Source organism: Brevibacterium sp. Marseille-P9724, assembly GCF_902500275.1.
Taxonomy (GTDB): Bacteria; Actinomycetota; Actinomycetes; order Actinomycetales; family Brevibacteriaceae; genus Brevibacterium.
Genome location: NZ_LR722992.1, coordinates 199,855 through 220,813, shown reverse-complemented (window position 1 = coordinate 220,813; position 20,959 = coordinate 199,855). Strand labels below are relative to the sequence as shown.

Genomic DNA, 20,959 nt, shown 5'->3' with positions numbered 1-20,959 from the left:
AACAGAAGATTGTGGGGTGGGTCAGGCTTTGCGGCCGGAGAACCAGTCGGCCGGTGCCGGCTTCGTGTTGTGCCAGATGTGCTTGACCTCCTGGTACTCAGCCAGGCCGTCTTCGCCGAGTTCACGGCCGATGCCCGACTGCTTCATGCCGCCCCATTCGGCCTGCGGCACATAGGGGTGGAAGTCGTTGATCCACACAGTGCCGTGGCGCAGGCGACCGGCAACTCGTTCGGCGCGGCCGGCGTTTTCAGTCCACACCGCACCGGCGAGGCCGTAGACGGTGTCATTGCCCAGGGCCACTGCGGCGTCTTCGGCGGCCTCCGTCGTGTCGCCTGAGAAGGTTTCGACTGTCAACACCGGGCCGAAGGATTCGTCGTGGACGCAGCGCATCGACTGGTCGCAGCGGTCAAGGATGGTCGGCAGGTAGTACGAGCCCTGCGCGAGTTCGCCTTCGCCGCGCTTGCCGCCGGTGCGCAGAACAGCACCGTCTTCGATGGCCTCTTCGACGTAGCGGTGGACCTTGTTCAGGTGGTCTTCGCTGATGAGCGGGCCGGTTTCGGCATTGTCGTCGAAGGGACCGCCCAGGCGGATGAGTTCGGCGCGGCGCACGAGTTCGTCGACGACCTCATCGTGAATGGACTCTTCGACGATCAGGCGCGCACCGGCCGAGCACACCTGGCCGGAGTCCAGGAAGATCGCGGTGAGCGCGTTGTCGACTGCCGCTTCGAGATCAGCGTCGGCGAAGATGATGTTGGGGTTTTTGCCGCCGAGTTCCAGGGCGACTTTCTTCACGGTCGGAGCGGCAGCGGCCATGATGACGCGGCCGGTTTCCAGACCACCCGTGAACGACACGAGGTCCACCTGCGGGTTTTCCGTCATTTCGGCACCCACGGTTCCACCCGGACCGGTGACGAGGTTGGCAACCCCTGCCGGAAGCCCCGCCTCGTCAAGGGCATCCATGAGCCACATGGCGGTCTGCGGAGTCAGTTCGGCCGGCTTGAGCACGAAGGTGTTGCCCGCGGCGATGGCCGGGGCGATCTTCCAGGCCGTCTGCAGCAGCGGGAAGTTCCACGGGGTGATGAGTGAGCACACACCCACCGGTTCGGTGACGACCCGGCTGGAGATTGTCGGATCGCCCGGGTCGACCACGCGGCCCGCGTGCTTGTTGGCCAGGGCCGCGAAGTGGCGGAAGACGTTGATGATGTCGTCCATGTCCTGCTGGGACTCGACAAAGCGCTTGCCGGTGTCCTGCGATTCCATGCGGGCGACCTTGTCTTTGTCGCGCTCAAGGATATCGGCCAGACGATCAACGATTGCGCCGCGCTGGGCGGCGGGGGTGGTTGCCCAGGTGCCTTCGTCGAAAGTTTGGCGAGCTGCTTCGATTGCCCGTCGGGCGTCAGCGCGGTCGCCTTCGCTGACAGTGATCACGTGCGATCCATCGGCCGGGCAGAGGATGTCTCGGGTTTGCTTTGATTCCGCTTCTTGCCACTGTCCGTTGATGTAGATGCTCGGCACGGCACTCCTTCGCTGATCGACTGTATGCTTCTCAGCCACGATAACGTACGTTATATCGAAAATGAAACGACCGTTATACTTAGGGTGCCTTGAGTGAGCCGCACAGAAGAGGTGCAGGAGCAGGATTGCCAGCCATAAAACCGACCAAGCCAGCAACTGAGCAGGCGAGCAAGCCCGCCACCAAACGGGCGACAAAGCCGGTGCGCGAAAGACTTTTGGACTCCGCCGACGCGCTGCTTTTCGTCCACGGTGTCATATCCACTCCCGTCGACCGGATCCTCAAGAACGCACAGGCATCCCCGCCGAGTCTGTATTCACACTTCGGAAGCAAAGAAGGACTGATAGCAGCAGCTCTTCGCCGCCGCCTGTACATCTGGACAGAGGTGTGGAACGCCGAAATCGCCGCCGCTGACAGCCCGCAAGGACGGGCGCTTGCCCTGTGGGACGCACTTTCGACCTACCAGGGCGAACACATGACCGAACGGTGGTGCGCCTTCAGCGGAGCCGCCGCCGCCATCGAACACCCCAGCGCCCAACTGCAGGAAGTCCTCGACGAAGAAACCCAACTGCTGCGCACACGACTGCTGGCCGCCGCCCGCGAAATCACAGGCGAGCAGCCTGGCGGTGAGCGGATGGCTGAGGCGAGTGGCACCTCGTCCAGTCAGGCAGGTGGCGCCCCGGAAAGTGGGGCTGGTGAGGTGAGCGGCACCTCGGAAGGTGTTGGTGCGGCGGGCAAGGTGAGCGGCACCTCGGCGGGTGTTGGCTCCCCAGGAAGTGCGGCGGGGTCCGGCAGTCGGGCGGAGGCTTTGGCGTCGGCGCTCATGGTCGTCTACACCGGCACGATGGCCTTGATGCTGCGGGAAGACTATCCGACGGCGATTGCCGAGGGTCGTGCGAGCGCCCAAGCACTAATCGAGGCATTCGCTGGGGCGTAAACCGGCTGACTCTGCTAGGCGCTCGGCCCTATCCAGCACCTCAGCCCGGCCACCCAGCCCGGCGCTCCAGCCCAGCCCGGCGCCACAAGTTACTCTGCCGTCTAGTCGGAAGAACGAGGCAAAAACGGCGATTTCGCATCAATATTCCACCTACAGAGCAGAGTTTGCCGTCGGGGTGGGTGGCTCTGACGTTGCGCAGTGACTCGTGCGCTTTGGGCTGTTGACGGCCAGCCAGCTATCCCCAGGGCTCACACGGGGATGGCCGCGGGGTTGTGGTCTTACTAGCTTCGGCGCATGGAGTTTCTGCAGAACGCCTCGCCCTATGGGCAATGGGCATCCAACCAGCTGCTGCGCCAAGCGGGAGTGTCGGAATGGCGGATTCGCACAAAGACCGGCAGCGCGCACCACGGTGTGCGCATCGTTGACGGCGGACCTCTGCCACCCTCGTTCCCGCCCCGGATTGATGAACGGTGGTTCCAGCAGTGGTCTGACTTGGCTGCTCTGCAGATGATCCGGCCCGATGCGATTGGTTCGCACTCGACTGCAGCGCTGCTCCACGGATTAATCCTGCCTCGAAGAATGCAGCAGTCGTCCACGCTTCACGTGAGCACCGGCACTCGCGGTAACAAGATCGAGAGAAAAGGAGTCCGCGGATACCGCAAGACGCCGGAATCAGTCGGAACTTTTTTCGGCGTGCGTCTGTCAACTGCTTCCGCAGCGGTGCTCGAACTCGCTCCGATGCTGGAGCTCGATGACATGGTCCGACTGTTGGATGGGCTTATGGGCACGTGGAACGGCGACCCGAGAGTCGAACACGCCAAACTCAAAAGCTTCATACGGGATCTGCCCCAGTCCCGCGCCTACAGAACTCTGCGCAAAGCCCTCCGCTTGGCCAGGCCGGGGGTGCAGTCACCTCGGGAAACGAGCCTGCGCCTCGAGATCGTTCGCGCCGGACTGCCCGAACCGACGGTCAACCCGCGCGTCTATCTGCCCAGCTTCGGCGACTACAGAAAACCCGACCTGGCCTGGGAGGACTACAAGGTGTGCTGCGAGTACGAAGGCGCCCACCACATGCTCGACGCGGAACAGTGGTCCACCGACATCCGCCGGCACCGCGCTTTCGAAGCAGCGGGCTGGATTGTCATCCGGGTGACTAAATCAATGAAGCCCGTCGAATACCTCGCGGCGATTAGAGACGCATTGCGGTCCCGCGGCTGGCGTGGGTGAGCAGCTCGCTCGGCCAGACACTAAAACACCGCTACCCAACTGACCCGGCGCCCAGCTCTGCAACTCAGCCCGGCCCGACACGACAGCCCGGCACCACAAGTTACTCTGCCGTCTAGGCGGAAGAATGCGGCAAAAACGGCGATTTCGCATCAATATTCCACCTACAGAGCAGAGTTTGCCGCCGGGGCGGGCGCGACCGCAAGGGCGAGCGCCCCGGCGGGCAGCCCGTCACACCTTGAAGCGTTCGGGGCCTTTCAGGGCTCGCAGGGCGTAGACGATTGCGGCCAGGTCGATGACTTCCTGCAGCAGCGCACCGACGACGGCCGGAATGAAGCCGAAGAACGCAAAGCCCATGAGCACCAGCGACAGCAGAATGCCGATCCAAATGGCGCTCTTCGCCACCGCCAAAGTCCAACGCCCAATGTCGACAGCCTTGCCAACACGCGAAATGTCGTCACGGGTGATCACGACATCAGCAGCTTCGGACGCCTCGGTATTGCCGCAAGCGCCCATCGCAAGGCCAACCCCAGCAGCCGCGAGAACCGGGGCGTCGTTAACACCGTCACCGACCATGATCACCGGCTTCGGCTCAATCTCGTGCAGCAGACGAACTTTGTCCTCTGGCAGCAGCGAAGCGTGAACCTCGTCAATCCCGACCTCAGCAGCAATCGCCTGCGCAGTGTGCGGGTTGTCGCCAGTGAGCATCGTGACCTTCTCAAAGCCATGACGCCTCAGCTCCGAAACCAGCTGTCCGGCATTGTCGCGCGCCTGGTCATTGAGTATCAGCGCGCCGGCGTACTCATTGCCGATCGACACATAAGCCGCAGTCTGAACGGCCTCAAACTAAACCTCGGAGGCGTCGGACGCCATGCCGCGAACAAAATCAAGCGTGCCAACACGAACCACGGTCGAGCCAGCACCAGCGCTGCCCGCCTCACCAGCCGAACCAGCCGAACCTGCAACAAAATCAACCTCAGCCTCAACGCCTTCCGTGGCAACCTCGCGACCATTTCGCGCCTCGGGCAGCGCAAGCCCGTCAGCGGCCTCAATCACACCGAGCGCCAAGACGTGCGATGAGAACTGCTCGGCCGCAGCCGCAGCCGCCAGCAGTTCGTCTTCGGACACGCCAACGGCGTGGACGGCAGCAACCGTCGGCCGTCCGTAGGTCAAGGTGCCCGTCTTGTCGAAGGCAGCAGTCGAAGCCGAACCCAGTGCTTCGAGGACAGCACCGCCCTTGACGATGATTCCCGCATTCGACGCCCGGCTCATACCGCCCAGAAACGCAACCGGAGCCGCGATCAGCAGCGGGCAGGGCGTGGCCAGAACCAGCACTTCGGCAAACCTGACCGGGTCACCGCTGAACCACCAGGCAAGCCCCGCGATCAGCAGAGACACCGCCGTAAACGGCATGGCGTAGCGGTCGGCCACCCGAACAATCGGCGCCTGCTGGTCCTCCGTCTGCCGTACCAGCGTGATGATCTTCTGATACTGCGAATCCGCCGCCGAACGTGTTGCCCGCATCCGCACGGCCTGCGTTCCATTGACCGACCCGGACAGAATCGTGTCGCCAACGTCCTTCGCGACAGCAGCAGATTCACCCGTCAAAGACGATTCATCAAACGACCCCGCGTCAATCGCCTCGCCGTCAACGGGAACAACTTCGGCCGGGCGCACAAGCAGAACATCGCCGGGCTCCACTTGATCGATTTCAATGTTTTCGGCCTGGTCAACAGGGGCGTCAACCCCGGGCAGGCGGTGCGCCCGCTGCGGTGCGCGGTCCAGCAGGCTGCGCAGATCCCGCTTGGCTCGGGCAGCAGCGTAGTCTTCCAGTGCCTCACCGCCAGTGAGCATGAGCGCAATAATCGACGCCGCCAAATACTCGCCGACCGCCAGTGAGGCGGTCATCGCCACCACGGCAAGAATGTCGAGCCCGAATTCTTTGCGCAGCAGCTGCTTGACCATGTCGATCACGGTCAGCAGGATGACGAACCCAACGAAGGCCGTCGCCACCAGCTGCGCGGCACCCGTGTGCCCCGAAAAATGGAGCACGAGCACCACGATCAACTCAACCAGCACCGCGGCCAACAGCCTGTATTCACGGAAGATGCGCGCCACTGTTCCCATACTTCAATACTGCTCAGATTTCGAAATACCGCCACCAAGCACCGCCTTACTGAGCCCCACCTAAGCCGCCGCGGCAACAACTGAGTGCTGACCCTCCAGCGCTGCTTTCACTCCCCCTGTCCCAGGAAAAACAAATCACGAGGCGCCGCCCCCTCCCGCTTCTCCCTCCCCGAGCGTACGGGGAGGGGAGGGTGATAAAGGTGCGGCGCCTCGTGATTTGTTCTGCCGGTCAGCCAACTGACCCATTAGCCACTCGGCCCATCAAGCAGAACTCAGATGAATTCGACGCCCTGAGCCAGGGGCAGTTCGCCCGAGTAGTTGATGGTGTTCGTCGCCTGGCGCATGTAGGCCTGCCAGGAATCGGTGCCGGATTCGCGGCCCCAGCCGGTTTCCTTGTTGCCGCCGAACGCGCCGCCGATTTCAGCTCCGGACGTTCCGATGTTGACATTGGCGATGCCGGTGTCCGACCGAGTGAGGAACCCTTCGGCTTCTGCAAGCTCCGCCGTGAACACGGCACTCGACAGGCCCTGCGGAACCGCGTTATTGAGTTCTACGGCGGCGTCGAAGTCGTCGTATTCCATGACGTAGAGGATGGGTGCGAAGGTTTCGTCTTCCACGATCTCCGTCTGCGAGGGCATGCGGACGACGGCCGGTTCGACGTAGTAGGCGTCATCGGCTTCGTCGGCTAGGACGCGCCTACCGCCGCAGACAATCGTTCCGCCCTGTTCTTCTGCCGCGCTCAGCGCGCTCTGCATGGCGTCGAAGGAGGCCTTGTTGATGAGCGGGCCCACCAGGGTGCCGTCGTCGGTGGGCGAACCAATGGCCAGCGTGCCGTAGGCCTTGGCGACACGGTCAACGAGGTCATCGGCAATTGACGAGTGCACAATCAGGCGGCGCAGCGTGGTGCAGCGCTGACCGGCCGTGCCCGCGGCGGCGAAGACAACACCGCGCAGAGCCAGGTCAAGGTCGGCACTGGGGGCGACGATTGCCGCGTTGTTGCCGCCGAGCTCCAACAGCACCCGGCCGAAGCGCTCAGCCACAACCGGACCGACCTTGCGACCCATGGCAACCGAACCGGTGGCCGAAACCAAGGCGACGCGCTTGTCGGCAACCATGGCCGCACCGAGGTCACGGTCGCCCAGCAGCACCTGGCTGAGGTTTTCCGGCGCACCGCAGTCCTTTGCGGCACGGCGCAGCAGAGCCTCCGCGCCAATCGCCGAGAGCGACGAGGTTTCGGACGGCTTCCACACCACCGTGTCACCGGCAATGAGCGCAAGCGCGGTGTTCCACGCAAACACGGCCACGGGGAAGTTGAACGCCGTGATGATTCCGACCACGCCCAGCGGGTGCCAGGTTTCCATCAGCCGGTGGCCGGGGCGTTCCGAGGGCAGGGTTTTGCCGAACAGCTGACGCGATTGGCCAAGTGCGAGTTCGCAGATGTCGATCATCTCCTGCACTTCGCCAGCAGCTTCCGACGGAATTTTTCCGGCCTCAATCGTGACGAGTTCGCCCAGGTCAGCCTTGTGCTCTTCCAACAGCTGACCCCAGCGCTGCACGACTTTGCCGCGCACGGGCGCGGGAACATCGCGCCACTGTGTGAAGGCTTCGCGTGCGGCGTCGAGCTTGCGCCCCATGGCGGCTTCGTCATCGGCAGGAATCTGGCCGAGTTGTGCTCCGTTGATGGGCGAGCGCAGGGTCAGGCTGGCCGAGCTGCTGCCCGCACCGCTGTCTGCGGCAGCTTCCCCTGACGAGGCGGAGGTCAGCTGATCGAAATCGGCACCGCACGCTGCGAGCGCCTTTTTGGTGGTTTCGAGGATCTGCTGCTGTGTCGGCAGTGACATGTGCGTGTCCTTTCTGAGTCGGTTCATCGGTCGCTGTCAGTTCGAAATTCGTATATTTGTGATGTGGGTGGCTGCGGTGCCTACACGACGTTCATTTCCTTGCGGACTTCACCGGACGCGAATCTGTCCAAGCTCAGGCCCGAAATGTCGATCAGCGGGGTGCGGTCCAGGTAGAGGTCGGCCATGATTTCGCCGACCGCCGGGCCCTGCAGGAAGCCGTGGCCGGAAAAGCCCGTGGCGTACATGAAGCCCTCTACCTGCGCAGACTTTCCTATGAGCGCATTGTGATCCGGCGTGATCTCGTACAGGCCCGCCCAACCGCGGCGCAGCTGAACATCGGCCAGTGCGGGAGTGCGCCTGTCCATGAGTTCAGCCAGCTGTTCAAGCCACGCGGGGTCCTGTTGGGTGCTGAAGCCCCACGAGTCTTCGACCTCCGGGGCGCCGAACAGCAGGCCGCCGCCTTCGGAATGGAAGTAGTAGCAGGTTGAAAAGTCGATGGTGAACGGCAGTCTGCGCGGGTCGAAGTTCACCGGTTCGCTCACCACAATGTGGCGGCGCAGCGGTTCGACGGGCAGATCAATGCCCACATCGGCACCGATCTTCTTCGACCACGCACCGGCCGCGCACACCACGGTGTCAGCGGCTATCGGCCCAGCCGATGTTTCAACCCCGGTGATCCGACGGGAGCCGAGCTCCGCCTCGTCACCCTCTGCAATGACCCGGGTGACTTCCACCCCGCGCAGGATTTTCACACCCAGCCGGCGGGCGTTCTTGGCGTAGCCGGCCACGGCAGCCTCGGGAGTGCAGTGGGCATCAAAGGGGTTGTAGGCACCGGCAACCAGATCCTCGGTGCGGATGACGGGGTTGAGTTCGCCGCATTCGGCCGGTGAAATCATCCTGGAGGCCTGACCCAGGGAGGCCTGGAGGTCGACATTGGCGGACATCTTGTCGGCATCGGCTTCGTTGTCCAACAGGAACAGGTAGCCGGACTGGACCATGTCGATGTTCTGGCCCATCTGCTCTTCAAAACGGCGGAAGATCTCCAGACTGCGCGCGCCCAGCATGATGTTGGCTTCATCTGAGAACTGACAGCGCAGACCACCGGCAGCGCGGCTTGTGGAACCGCCGGCCAGTTCGCCGCGCTCAATGAGCACGATGTCTTCGACACCGGATTTTGCAAGTTCGTACGCAGTGGCTGTGCCCATAATGCCGCCGCCGATGATGACTACGGAAGCAGATGCGGGAACAGTCTGGGGAACATTCACAATCACGGAAGCTCCTCTCGTCAGGCTGCCGATCAACGCTGATGGCAGCGGGCTGTTCAACGCTGAACAGTGCCCGAGGGTGCGGCGTTGAGAGCGACGCTGACCTCTTCGCCGGTGGACCCAGCGGGCCACACCCCAATGGTGAACCCGGCGAGCAATAAGGACAAGCGATATATTTTTAAGATTCCGTTTAGCTTTTCTAACGGGTCGTGTAGCTTGCTGATATGCAGTGGACACTGACCCAACTGCGCACATTCGTCGCAGTCGCCGAACAGGGAACAATGGCCGCAGCCGCTGCCCGACTGGGCTACACGGCAGGCGCCGTCAGCCAACACGTGTCCGCACTCAGCCGAGCCGTCGGATCGCCCGTCGTTTCACCTCGTGGACGGTCTGTTGTCCTCACCGAAGCCGGGCGAGCGCTGCTGCCCCGTGCCCGGGCCGTCGTCGCCGCCGAACGCCAAGCCGCCCGAGCCATGCGCGGGGCCTCCGCCGACACAACCGTGACCGTAGGCGTTTTCGGGTCAGCATCGATTGCCGCCATGCAGCCGGCCTCACGGCAGCTGGAAGGCACCGGCGTTGATGTGCAGACCATTGAGGTGGACGTCGAGGAAATGCAGGAGGCCGTCGCGTCGGGCCTGATCGACATCGGAATCGGCATTGACTACCTGGATGCGCGGCTGCCACCGCGGCGTGGTGTCCACATGAAGCCCGTCCGCCGCGAACGCCTGTCAGTTGCCGTCGGACCCGGCGGCATGGACGCCCTCGTGGCCCAAGGGCAACATGTTGGGGCTGACGTTGGTCCTGCACTCGCTAAAGCTGACGAGGTTGATGAGTCCGGGCCCGACGCCGCACCTCTGGCTGCCGGTGAGGCTGGTGAGGCTGACGTGGCTGATGGGACGGCGGCAGCTGCCGCCGGGGCGGCGTTTGCTCCTGGCCGCGGCGATGTTTTCCGCGATCAAGAAATGCTGCGCCGCGCACTCAACCGCGTACCGTGGATTCTGCCGCCACCGGATTCCACGTGGGGACGAGCATTCCGCTTAGCCTGCCGGGAACTTGGTCTTATGCCTCGTGAAAAGCACGTTGTCACTGATTCGGCGGTGGCCTTGGCCATGGCGTCATCCGGTCTGGGTGTCACATTGGCGACCCCGTACCTCATGCTGATGGCACCGGCAAACGTCCACATTCTGCCCAGGACCATCTGCGGCAGCCGCGACATCGCCATCCTCACGTCAACTGATGCGCCGCTGACACAGGCCGCACACACCGTCGTTGACGTGCTGACGTCGGTTTTCAGCGCCTGAGGGTGGGTGCCGCTGAAAGCTACTCTGCCGTCTAAGTGGTGTAGATTCACGCTTTAATGCAGGGTCACGCGCTAATGCGCTGCATTAAAGCGTGACTCTGCATTTGCGCGTGAGAACGCGTCGGCGAAGGGACGGCTGGGCGCCGGAAACGTGCTGAGCACCCTGCACCCAGCGCCCCCGCTGCTCAGTAGCCTTCTGTGACGACTTCGATGAACCGCAGACCGGGTTCCGAGGCGAACTCGGCAAGGACTGCATCGAACTCTTCCGGTGTGCTCACCTTGGCGGTGCGGGCCCCGTAGGCCGCTCCGAGGGCAGCGAAGTCCGGGTTGTTCAGTGCAGTGAAAACGGGTCGGCCCGGGTATTCGCGCTCTTGGTGCATGTGGATGGTGCCGTAGAGCGAGTTGTTCACAACGATCACCAGCACGTTGAGGTTATTGGCGGCCATGGTGGCGAGTTCTTGGCCGTTCATCATGAAGCAGCCGTCACCGGCGAATGTCACAACCGTCCGGTCTCGGTGCTCCAGTGCGGCCGCGAGTGCCGCCGGGATCCCGTAGCCCATTGACCCAGACTGCGAAGCAATGTGCGAGGGGTACGTCGAGTAGGTGCGGTTCTTCTGCACCCACGATGTGTAGTTGCCGGCACCGTTGGTGATGATGGTTCCAGCATCGAACCGAGCGTTGAACTTCTGCATGAACGGCCCGCCCAGGGAGGACTGCAGGTTGCGCTCAATGTAGCCGACCCAGTCGTCGTGCAGCTTCTTCTGCCAGGCCCGGCGAGCATCGGAAAGTTCGAAATCAGAACGATCGACCCCGGCGCCTGCCGCACCGCCTACAACGCGACCATCGGAAGCACCGCTGGCCGAAGCGCCCACAGCAGCGCCCGCGCCGTATTCAACCAGTGCGCGCATGAACTCAAGCGGGCTGGCGGCCGTCCCGACGTGGGCGGGGAAGAACCGGCCGATCACGTTCGGATCTGGGTAGACGTGAATGACGTCGGGCCCCGCTTGACCATCAGCTCCTGCTGCTCCCCCGCGGTAGTTCGCCCATCCGCCACGGTAGTTCTCCCATTCCTCACCCGTGTTGGGATCGGGGCGAGAGCCGAGGAAGAAGATGACATCCGCCTCGTCAGCATTGGCTTCCAGCACTGACCGGCCGAACTCAAAGGTGCCCGCGTAGGCGGGCGAGGAATTGTCCACCAGGTGCATCCGCCTGTGCGCGGCGGCGAGCGCAACCCCGTTCCGCTCGCAGTAGTCCGTGACAAGCGGGCCCAGTTCCGGCGCGTAGCCGGTGGAGCCCAGGATGATGAGCGGCTTTTCGGCCTCGGCCAGCAGACGGTAGGCTTCCTGTACCGAGTGCGCATCCGGCAACACGGGCGCTGGGGTTGTGCGCGATTTCAGCGGCGCGTCGGTCTGTTCGACCAGCATGTCTTCCGGCAGGACTACAACAACCGGACCGGGTTCGCCGGATACCGCTGAGTTGAGCGCCCGCACGGTGAGTTCGGGAATCCGCTCAACCGTGTTGATTTCGATGACTTCTTTGGCCAGTTCACCGAACATCTGCCGGTAGTTGACCTCTTGGAAGGATTCGCGGTGCTGGTGATCGCGCGGTATCTGGCCGATGAACAGCACCATCGGACTGGCGTCCTGTTTGGCCACGTGCACACCGATGCTGGCGTTTGTCGCACCCGGTCCGCGCGTGACCATGCAGATGCCGGGCTCACCGGTGAGCGCACCGTGGGCGGCCGCGGCCATTGCCGCACCGCCCTCTTGTCGGGTGACGATGATTTCAATGTCGTCGGTGTGGTCGTACAGTCCGTCGATTACCGACAGGTAGCTTTCGCCAGGCACCCCGAATACGCGCGTCACACCGCTGGCCACCAGCTGTTCGACAAGGGCGTGCCCGCCTTCGCGGACCGCACAGTCGAGGGGGCTGTCGTGTTCTCCCGCGCACGAGGCGGGGTCATGGTGCACTTCCGTGCTCAGGCTGGTCTGGGCTGAGGTGTGAAACGGCTTGGCGGACTGCACGTTCGTGCCCCCTCGCAGTGGTTCGTCGTTGATGTCTGGCTCTACCCTAATCGCAGCACAGCACCTATACCAGAGTTGCGGTTCCGCGGTGCTGAGCGGGCTGGCTCAGCACCGCGGACGTGCGGGTTTGATCAGTGAATCGCTTCGGCAATGGGGGTGTCGCCGTCGTCGAAGTTGATCGTGCGGCCGATGGTGTTGGCATCCTCCACCACGGCGGCAATGACCTGGGCGACGTTTTCGCGCGAGACCTCACTGCCCTTTCCGTCGACGGTGATTGTGCCGCTGCCCGGTTCGAGTGTGAGCAGACTGGGACCGAGGATGGTCCAGTCGAGATCCGTCCCGCGCAGGTGTTCGTCGGCAATGCTTTTGGCTTCTGCGTAGTGCCAGAACCCGTCTTCGGGGTCCACGCCGTGATCACGGCTGGAGTTGAAGTAGGAGACCATCACATAGCGCTTGGCACCAGCGTGTTGGGCGGCGTCCATCGTACGGATTGCGGCGTCCTGGTCGACGGCTTTTGTGCGGGCCGGGTTTCCTCCGCCTGCGCCAGCTGACCAGATGACGGCGTCTTGGCCATCAAACAGCTGGGCAAGCTGTGCGGTGTCGAGCTGTTCGACGTCGGCGACTTTCGGGGCTGCGCCGGTTTTGGCGACGTCGGCTTCGTGATCGGGGTTGCGGAACACCGACGTGACCTCGTGGCCTGCCTTGACCAGCAGGGGTGCTGCCAACAGGGCGATCTTTCCGTGTCCGCCGATGATCGTAATGCGTGCCATGAAGACCTCCTCGGATCGTGGTCGTCACGTACAGCACGGCAGCCGGGCAGCTTATTCCATCTGCTGCGGGCTGAAGGGAAACCGCCCAGGCCAACGAGGCGGATCCCAGCCACCGCCTAGCCGTCACCACCGCCCAGACTCCGCTTAGGCGTCGCCTCCGCCTAGCATCCCCTCAGCCGTCGGCCTCCCCGAAGAGCTCTCGCAGGTCATCCGCGGAGATTCCGCGCGCAAAGCCTGCTCCGCCATCCATGAGCGAATCGAACAAGTGCGCCTTGCGCTGCTGCAGTTCGACGACTTTTTCTTCGATGGTCCCCTGCGCCACCAGCCGGTAGACCATGACCTTTTTGTCCTGGCCGATCCGATGGGCGCGATCGACCGCCTGCGCTTCGGCTGCCGGATTCCACCACGGGTCCATGATGAACACATAGTCAGCGGCAGTGAGTGTGAGCCCGGAGCCTCCGGCTTTGAGGGATATGAGGAACACCGGCGCACTGCCTTCCTGGAACTCGGTGACCAGATCCGCCCGTGCGCTCATGGGAACCGAACCGTCCAGGTACAGGTGGGCGGCACCTCGGGAAGTGAGTTCATCGGAGATGCGCTGCAGGAACGACGTGAACTGGCTGAACACAATCACCCGGTGGCCCTCGTCGATCACCCGTGCCAAAGATTCGAGCAGCGTCTGCATTTTCGACGATTCGATCGCCGAATAGCTGCCGCCTTCGACAATTGCCGGGTCGAGCGCCATCATCCGCAGCAGTGTGAGCGACCGGAACACCGTCATCCGGTTGCCGTCAACATCCATGTCGTCCAACAGCCGCAGAACCTTTTTGCGCTCCCGCTGCAGCAGCGTGTTGTACGCCCGTGAATGCGCGGGCGTGAGTTCGACACTGATAATCGATTCCTGTTTTGCCGGAAGGTCTTTTGCCACGAGTTCCTTGGTGCGCCGCAGCATAAACGGCCGCACCGTCCGCCGCAGCAGCAACATGCGTTCGGGGGCTTCGCCGGATTCGATCGGCTTGGCGAACTCCTGGTTGAACCGCCGGTAGGCGCCCATGAGCCCCGGCACCGCAATCCGCAGCAGCGACCAGAAATCTGCGAGCGCATTTTCCATGGGCGTACCCGTGATGACCAGGCGAAACGGCGCCTGGATCTTGGAGGCCGCAGCAAAGCCCTTCGACTGTCGGTTCTTGATGGCCTGCGCTTCGTCAAACACCGCACCGGCCCACGGCAGCGCGGTGTATTCCTCGGAGTCGCGCCGCATGAGGGTGTAGGACGTGACGATGACATCCGCCCCGCTGCGCGCCTGTTCTAACGACGTTCCACGCTTCTTGCTGGTCTGGTTCATCACCCGAACATCGAGCCCGGGGGTGAACCGAGCGGCCTCCGCCTGCCACACGCTCACAACCGAAGACGGCGCCACCACGAGGAACGGGGCCGAGGTGCCGGTCACGCTATCCGCACCCGCCGGGTGGTCTGTGCTTGCCGGGGCCGAGGTGTCGGCTGGCGGTTCTGCTTCCTCGCCCGCCGCTGTTTCGCAGGCGTGGGCGATGAGTGCGAGCGTCTGAACGGTTTTGCCCAAGCCCATGTCATCGGCCAGGATTCCGCCGAGACCCGCGTCATACAGGAAGCTCAGCCATTGGAAGCCTTCGCGCTGGTAGTCGCGCAGTGTGGCGTGCAGCCCCTTAGGCAGCGCAGCGGTGGGCAGTTCTTCTGCCTGCGCGAGCCCGCGGATGCGCTCAAACCATTCCGTGTCGCCTTCTATGCTGTCCGCAATGTCTTCGAGTGCTTTGAACTGATCGACCTGGTGTTTGTCGATGCGCTGCTTGGTGGGCGTCCATTCCTGCAGGACTGTGGCTTCGCGAATGAGGTCGCGAAGCTTGTCAAACACCGGGTGGTCCAGTGTTATGTAGGACTTATCCGGCATGAGCACTGCGTCTTCACCCCGGGCAAGAGCCGTGAAGACCGTGGCAAAGGGAAGTTCGCGCTCCCCCACGTGCACCGACATGGCAAGGTCAAACCAGTCGTTGCGCTCATTGACCACCGCGCTGACGTTCGGTGTGCCCTCGATGTGAACGTAGTCGGGCCGCGTGCCGAAAACCGAAACTTCGATGAGCGGCGAGGCTTCCAGCTGCGGCAGGACTTCGGCCGTGAACTGGGCGGCCTCCCCACCTTCGAACACCAGCGTGTCTTCGCGCGCCTGATCTGGCCACTGCCGGTGGACTTCGGCGAGTATGCCGCGTTCAGCTTGGATATTGCGCTGCCCACTGGCACCGGCACTGCCTGCAACACCCGCGGAGCCTTCAAGCCCACTGCCGGCCGGCGGGTTGAGCGGAAGACGCCGGTTGGGCAGCTGATACCGCCACTGCCATGACAGGTCCACGCAATCCCCTGTAAACGAGGCTGTGAGATTCAGCTGCGGAGTACTTGAATCCGGAAGTTCGATCGAGGGATCCGCGCTGACTACACCAGCTGCCTGACTCAGCACCGACAGCCCCTCATCGAAGAACTCCTCACGGTCCTCAGCGGGGACAGTGAAACCGTCTGACAGCAGCAGCTGCTGCATGCCTTCGTGCGCCGTGCGGTCCAGACGGCCAATGCGAAGCTGAACTCCGCGCCGCAACTGCACACCCGGCCGGGACGCAGCCGTGAGTCCAGTTGCAGCGCCTTCGCCAGCGGAGGCTGTGTCGTCAGACTCCCCCGCCGCATCGTCCTCACCGGGAATGATGATGTCGGCCAGCGCATGTGAGCCCAGGAACTTAGGCCTCCGCACGGGTTCGCCGTCGATGGTCAGAGTCGGTGTCAGCTGGAGTCCGCTGTGTTCCCGCGTACCCTCCGCATTGGAAATCGAGAACTCGAACGAAGCATTGTCTGCCCACTGCACGGATTCAATGGGCGCCACGCCAATAAACGCCACACCCATCTGCCGGGCACGATCCAGCAGTTCAAACATGAACTTGCTGCCGGCGATGCTCAGGTTGATGTGGTCCTCGCTCATAGCTCGACCAACACCCTCAGACAGGTACAGGCGGTAGATCTGGCCCAGCATACTGGCCTGTTCGCGGTCGAACCGGAAGTCCCCGCCGGACATAAAGGAACGCCACGTCAGCCCTCCTTTGATCCAGGAGTCACGCTGCCCACGGCACATGGGCCGAATGATCACGTGCACATCTGAGTCCACGGCGTCTTCAGCAGACACCACAGCACTGCCCCTTGAGCGGTGTTCAAACCAGCTGGTGCGCTGCTGCAGTTCAAAGGCAATCGCCAAACCGCCGCGTGCCGGAGGATCCTCAACATAGAGCGACTGGAGGGCCTTCCGCCACGCAGGCGGGGTGTTCTGCACGGGCTCTTCGGCAGGCAGTCCGACCGGGTTTTCGCTGGCCAGAGTCCCGCGCCGGTCGTGTGGAATGGGTGCCAGCTGGCGGAAGGGAGCCTCAGCTTCATTACGGCAGACCACGGCTTCAGCCACGCTGTCTACGGCAAAGCCCAGCGGTGCGTCTGCCAGAGGCGACAGGTGGCCCACTCCCCCGAACTTCTGAACACAGGCCAGCGCGGTCACCCAGCGCAGAAGGGCTGCCGCGTGTTTGCAGTCCCGCTGCACCGGGCACGTGCAAAAGCACATCGAGGGTGCGAACCACTGGAGTTCATCCGCGCGATCGCGTGCAAGGAGGGGCAGATCCATAAAGTCGAGCTCGCGGGGACCTTCAGCCTCCACGAGCTCGACATGAACAGAGTAGGAATAGCTTCCGTCAACGAACGCTTCGATCACGCTGTCGTCAGGAAACCACGCAACTTCGACAATCCGCTTTTCCTGCGCATAGGCAACGCCGCGGTTGAGTGACCCGGGATCAAAATATTCAGTCAGTTCCCGGTAGGCAACAGCGGGCAGCAGCAGTGGCGGTGTTCGCATGGGCCCATCATGCCACTGCCCACTGACACGGCACTCAGCCGCGCGAGGAACCTACGCGATTGCCCGCCTTCCATTCGGCCCAACCTGGCTGGTCGGCCATGAAGGCTTCGATTTCGTCCTTCGAGGCGACGAGTTTGGGGTCGTGCTTGAGGTAGAACCGGGTTTCGCGGGCAATGAGTCCCGACAGGATCAGGATGCCCACAAGGTTCGGCAGAGCCATAAGCCCGTTGGCCACGTCAGCGAAGTTCCACACAACCTCAAGTTCCGTGGTGCAGCCGACGAACACGACCAGCGAGAAGAAGATGCGGAAGGGAACGACCGCACGACGGCCGAACAGGCGCTCGATGTTGCGCTCACCGTAGTAGGACCAGCCGAGGATGGTCGAGAAGGCGAACAGCACCAGGCCGATCGTGACAATCCAGTGGCCCCACTGACCGGGCAGGCCGAAGCTGAAGGCCTCACCGGTCATAAGCGACGCCGAAAGCTGTTCGCCGGCTTCGTCCGTTGCCTTCCACACGCCGGTGGTGATGATGACCAGACCGGTGAAGGTCACAACAATGATCGTGTCGATAAACGTCTGGGTCATCGACACCAGGCCCTGGCGCACGGGGTGCGAGGTCTTGGCGGCAGCGGCTGCGATCGGAGCCGAACCCAGACCGGATTCATTGGAGAACAGACCGCGGGCAACACCCATCTGGATGACAACCAGGATGACCGAACCGGCAAAGCCGCCGGCAGCAGCGGTGCCGGAGAAGGCACCTCGGAAGATTTCACCGAAAGCGGCCGGAACGTCAGAGATGTTCGCAAGGAGGATGTAGATGGCAGCGCCGACGTAGAAGACGATCATGATCGGCACAAGGGCCGAGGTGACCGAACCGATCGAGCGGATGCCGCCGACCAGAACAACCAGGGCCAGAACAGTCAGCACCAGACCGGTGACCCAGGTGGGCACGTGCCAGGAGTTCTCAACATTCGAGGCAATCGAGTTGCCCTGCGTGAGGTTGCCGATGCCGAAGCAGGCAAAAGCAGCGAAGATGGCGAAGGACAGACCGAGAACCTTGCCCAGCGGGCCCTTGATGCCGCGTTCGAGGTAATACTGGGGGCCACCGCTCTTTTCACCGGCGGTGTCAGTCGTGCGGAAGCGCACGGCGAGGAATGCTTCGGCGTACTTGGTGACCATACCGAGCAGACCGGTCATCCACATCCAGAACAGCGCGCCGGGTCCGCCGATGCTCAAGGCGGTGGCAACACCGACGATATTGCCGGTGCCGACGGTGGCTGCCAGCGCTGTGGTGAGCGCCTGGAACTGCGAAATGTCGCCTTCCTCTTCGCCCTTGTCCTTGCGCTTGACCAGACCCAGGTTGATAGCCGGGATCAGCTTGACGAACTGCAGGCCACCCAGGCGGATGGTCAGGTACAGACCAGTGCCCAGCAGCAGGGGGATGAGCAGGAAGGGTCCCCAGATAACGCCGCTGACGGCAACCAGCGCGTTGTTGATTGATTCGACCATCGTCTTCTCCGTGAGTATGTGAGATTTCTGAGCAAACGCTCGGAAACGAATGGAAGAAATGTACACCATGTGACACAAACCACCAAAAATGTGCGCGGTGAGTCACACAGAACACTCACGGCAGTGCCGACATTCGGCTCACAAGAGCCGAAAGCAGGCGAGAAAGCAGGTCAGGCGTCCGGCGCCTCGGCAGTGGGATCCTCGGCGACCTCGTCCTTCTTGTGCATCCAGTCCTTCCCGTCGACAACTCGTGCCACCAGCATTGATGACACGTTGTCGCCCACGGCGTTGACCGTGGTAGCAGGCGGGTCGACCACGGTGCCGATGACCGAAATGACCGGCAGCGCAGCCGGTGGGAAGCCGTACATGGTGATGATCATGAGCTCACCCAGGAAACCGCCCGACGGCACACCGGACATCACCATGCCCGACAGCAGGGCGATGAGAACCGCAATGAGAATCGCCTGCGGAGTGAAGAGATCGCGCTCAAACACGGCGAACAGGAACGCGATCTTGAGGATCGCCGACAGGCACGAACCCTCCATGTGGATGGTCGCACCAATGGGAATGATCGTTTCGCGAATATCCTGCGGAACCCCGATTCGCTTGGCCGCCCGCAGATTCGCCGGAATCGATGCTACAGAGCTTCCCGTACCCAAGGACACTGCGGCAGGCTCCAAAATGTTGCGCCACATGCGGCGCATAGCCGGAACACCGCCGGCCAGCAGGGAATACAGGGTGAAGGCCGCGAAGAAGTAGACGATCGCCACCGGGTAGTACACCGCGAACGCCTTGACGTAGCCTCCCACCAGCTGCGGGCCGAGTTCGCCGACGAGTGCCGCGAAGTACGCGCCCAGGCCAATGGGCGCGTAGAACATCACGAGGCTCGTGAGCTTCATGAACACTTCGTTGCCGGAATTGAGAAACGTCTTGAAGGGCTGGCCCAGCTTGCCGATAGAACCGCAGGACAGCCCCACCAGCACCGCAAAGATGATCAGCGGCAGCATGTTCTCCGCCGACAGGATCTTGCTGAAGTCGTCAACCGTGAACGCGCCGACAATCTGGTCGCCCAGTGAAACCTCTTCACCGGCATCGGGCTTTTCGTCCATGCTGACTTTCAGCCCGTCAAACGGCCTGAAAGTCCCCAGTGCCGCAAGCATGATGATCGAGGCGACGATTCCGGTGCTGATGAACACCGCCATCATCGAACCCATGATCTTGCCCAGCCGCTTAGCCGAATCCATATTCGCCACGGCAGAGCCAATGGAGAAGAACACCATCGGCACCACGAGCGTGAACATGAAGTTGATGAACAGCGAGCCCAAAGGCTTGAGAACAGCGGCCTGCTCACCAACCACCAACCCGATGACAGCGCCGAGGGCAATCCCGGATAAGACGAAGATGGGGAACCTGTAGTTGCGCCAGCCGTTCTTCACGCCGTCGTTGCTCATACTGTCCTTTCGAAGGTTTTCGCCGGTGGGCGATGCGGCCCGGATTCACCGGGCTTCGCGCCTGATTCTTTCACGATCTCAGTCGGTGTCAGTCTCTGAGCTCATGTCTGAGCCCCCGACTATGGTTAGGGCCATGAACGCTCAGAGCGCAGAGGAACAGCCGAACCCCTACGGCGGCCAAGCCCCGGCCCCCGGAAGTCAGAAGCGGGAAGCCGAGGGCGCCTCGGCAGGTGGTGCCTCCCCCGCCCCCGGAGGCGCGGAACAGGCACAGCAGCCGCGCAGGCGCACCCGGATTGTGCACCTGCAGCGTATGAAAGACGAAGGTCGGAAGTGGGCCATGCTCACCTCCTATGACCAATTCACGGCCAACATTTTTGACGAAGCCGGGATCCCCGCCCTGCTCGTGGGCGATTCCGCGGGCAACAACGTGTACGGCTATTCCACAACCCTGCCTGTCACACTCGACCAGTTGATCCCGCTGACGCGGGCTGTGGTGGAAGCTGCGCCGCACACGCTGGTTGTGGCGGATCTTCCCTTTGGGTCCTACGGGGCCAGCCCTGAACAGGGCTTCCATTCCGCTGTCCGCCTGATGAAAGAGGGTCTTGCCCACGCGGTCAAACTCGAAGGCGGAGTGCAGATGGCCCCAACCGTCAAACTGCTGACCGACGCCGGAATCCCCGTCATGGCGCACCTGGGCTTCACACCGCAGTCCGAACACGGTCTGGGCGGTTATCGCGTGCAGGGTCGCGGCGATGCCGCAGTGCAGAAACTCGTTTCTGACGCGCTGGCGCTGCAGGAAGCCGGTGCGTTCTCAGTCGTCCTGGAAATGGTGCCGGTGGCTGCAGCCCGCGCCGTCACAGAAGCGCTGCGCATTCCCACCGTGGGGATCGGCGCGGGCCCGGACTGCGACGCTCAGGTGCTCGTCTGGACTGACTTTGCGGGCATGGGCTCCGGCCGGACACCGCGGTTTACGAAGAAATACGCCGATGCCCGTTCTCTGTTGCGCGAAGCCGCGGTCGAATACGCATCCGAAGTGGCCGACGGCAGCTTCCCATCCGAAGAACACAGCTTTCTCGAGTGATTGCAGGAC

General features: G+C 62.9%; 14 protein-coding genes. 4 read left to right on the top strand and 10 right to left on the bottom strand.

The features are described 5' to 3' along the window. Window positions 1-21: 21 nt before the first annotated feature. Window positions 22-1,515 carry an aldehyde dehydrogenase family protein gene (locus GC119_RS05735; RefSeq protein ID WP_151952677.1) on the bottom strand — a complete coding sequence of 498 codons (1,494 nt, stop codon included), beginning with the start codon at window positions 1,513-1,515 and terminating at the stop codon, window positions 22-24. Window positions 1,516-1,640: 125 nt separating this feature from the next. Between GC119_RS05735 and GC119_RS05730 the strand changes: the two genes are divergently transcribed. Continuing rightward, on the top strand, window positions 1,641-2,450 hold the full coding sequence (locus GC119_RS05730; protein ID WP_176745923.1) for a TetR/AcrR family transcriptional regulator: 810 nt from the start codon (window positions 1,641-1,643) through the stop codon (window positions 2,448-2,450). A 294-nt stretch (window positions 2,451-2,744) separates the two neighbouring features. Continuing rightward, window positions 2,745-3,677 (top strand): hypothetical protein, encoded by a 933-nt coding sequence (locus tag GC119_RS05725; RefSeq protein WP_070576142.1) that lies wholly within the window; start codon window positions 2,745-2,747, stop codon window positions 3,675-3,677. Window positions 3,678-3,905: 228 nt separating this feature from the next. Here GC119_RS05725 and GC119_RS11030 read toward each other — a convergent pair whose 3' ends face one another. The 4 genes from GC119_RS11030 to GC119_RS05710 all read right to left on the bottom strand — a co-directional run bounded on the left by GC119_RS11030 (window position 3,906) and on the right by GC119_RS05710 (window position 8,913). Further along, complete coding sequence (locus GC119_RS11030; protein ID WP_226829291.1) at window positions 3,906-4,493, bottom strand: HAD-IC family P-type ATPase; 588 nt, start codon at window positions 4,491-4,493, stop codon at window positions 3,906-3,908. A gap of 27 nt (window positions 4,494-4,520) precedes the next feature. Continuing rightward, the gene (locus GC119_RS05720; RefSeq protein WP_226829289.1) at window positions 4,521-5,801 is read right to left on the bottom strand and encodes an HAD-IC family P-type ATPase; all 1,281 of its coding nucleotides are present in this window, start codon (window positions 5,799-5,801) and stop codon (window positions 4,521-4,523) included. Window positions 5,802-6,073: 272 nt separating this feature from the next. Continuing rightward, on the bottom strand, window positions 6,074-7,642 hold the full coding sequence (locus tag GC119_RS05715; RefSeq protein WP_151952676.1) for an aldehyde dehydrogenase family protein: 1,569 nt from the start codon (window positions 7,640-7,642) through the stop codon (window positions 6,074-6,076). 80 nt (window positions 7,643-7,722) lie between these two features. Beyond that, window positions 7,723-8,913 carry an NAD(P)/FAD-dependent oxidoreductase gene (locus GC119_RS05710; RefSeq protein WP_151952675.1) on the bottom strand — a complete coding sequence of 397 codons (1,191 nt, stop codon included), beginning with the start codon at window positions 8,911-8,913 and terminating at the stop codon, window positions 7,723-7,725. A 218-nt stretch (window positions 8,914-9,131) separates the two neighbouring features. Here GC119_RS05710 and GC119_RS05705 point away from each other — a divergent pair, with 218 nt between their 5' ends. Beyond that, on the top strand, window positions 9,132-10,208 hold the full coding sequence (locus tag GC119_RS05705; RefSeq protein ID WP_070576132.1) for a LysR family transcriptional regulator: 1,077 nt from the start codon (window positions 9,132-9,134) through the stop codon (window positions 10,206-10,208). A gap of 184 nt (window positions 10,209-10,392) precedes the next feature. Here GC119_RS05705 and GC119_RS05700 read toward each other — a convergent pair whose 3' ends face one another. The 5 genes from GC119_RS05700 to GC119_RS05680 all read right to left on the bottom strand — a co-directional run bounded on the left by GC119_RS05700 (window position 10,393) and on the right by GC119_RS05680 (window position 19,869). After that, window positions 10,393-12,231, bottom strand: coding sequence for a thiamine pyrophosphate-dependent enzyme (locus GC119_RS05700; protein ID WP_083304231.1), 1,839 nt, complete (start codon window positions 12,229-12,231; stop codon window positions 10,393-10,395). A 131-nt stretch (window positions 12,232-12,362) separates the two neighbouring features. Further along, window positions 12,363-13,001, bottom strand: a complete 639-nt coding sequence (locus tag GC119_RS05695) for an SDR family oxidoreductase (protein WP_070576130.1) — start codon at window positions 12,999-13,001, stop codon at window positions 12,363-12,365. Between the two features lie 172 nt (window positions 13,002-13,173). Next, complete coding sequence (locus tag GC119_RS05690; RefSeq protein ID WP_151952674.1) at window positions 13,174-16,908, bottom strand: DEAD/DEAH box helicase; 3,735 nt, start codon at window positions 16,906-16,908, stop codon at window positions 13,174-13,176. 34 nt (window positions 16,909-16,942) lie between these two features. Beyond that, the gene (locus GC119_RS05685) at window positions 16,943-18,418 is read right to left on the bottom strand and encodes an alanine/glycine:cation symporter family protein (protein WP_070576124.1); all 1,476 of its coding nucleotides are present in this window, start codon (window positions 18,416-18,418) and stop codon (window positions 16,943-16,945) included. A gap of 170 nt (window positions 18,419-18,588) precedes the next feature. Continuing rightward, window positions 18,589-19,869, bottom strand: coding sequence for a dicarboxylate/amino acid:cation symporter (locus GC119_RS05680; RefSeq protein ID WP_176745922.1), 1,281 nt, complete (start codon window positions 19,867-19,869; stop codon window positions 18,589-18,591). A 133-nt stretch (window positions 19,870-20,002) separates the two neighbouring features. On the opposite strand from GC119_RS05680, the gene panB reads away from it, so the two are divergent. Further along, window positions 20,003-20,950, top strand: a complete 948-nt coding sequence (gene panB, locus GC119_RS05675; protein ID WP_070576121.1) for a 3-methyl-2-oxobutanoate hydroxymethyltransferase — start codon at window positions 20,003-20,005, stop codon at window positions 20,948-20,950. The last annotated feature ends 9 nt before the right edge of the window (window positions 20,951-20,959 follow it).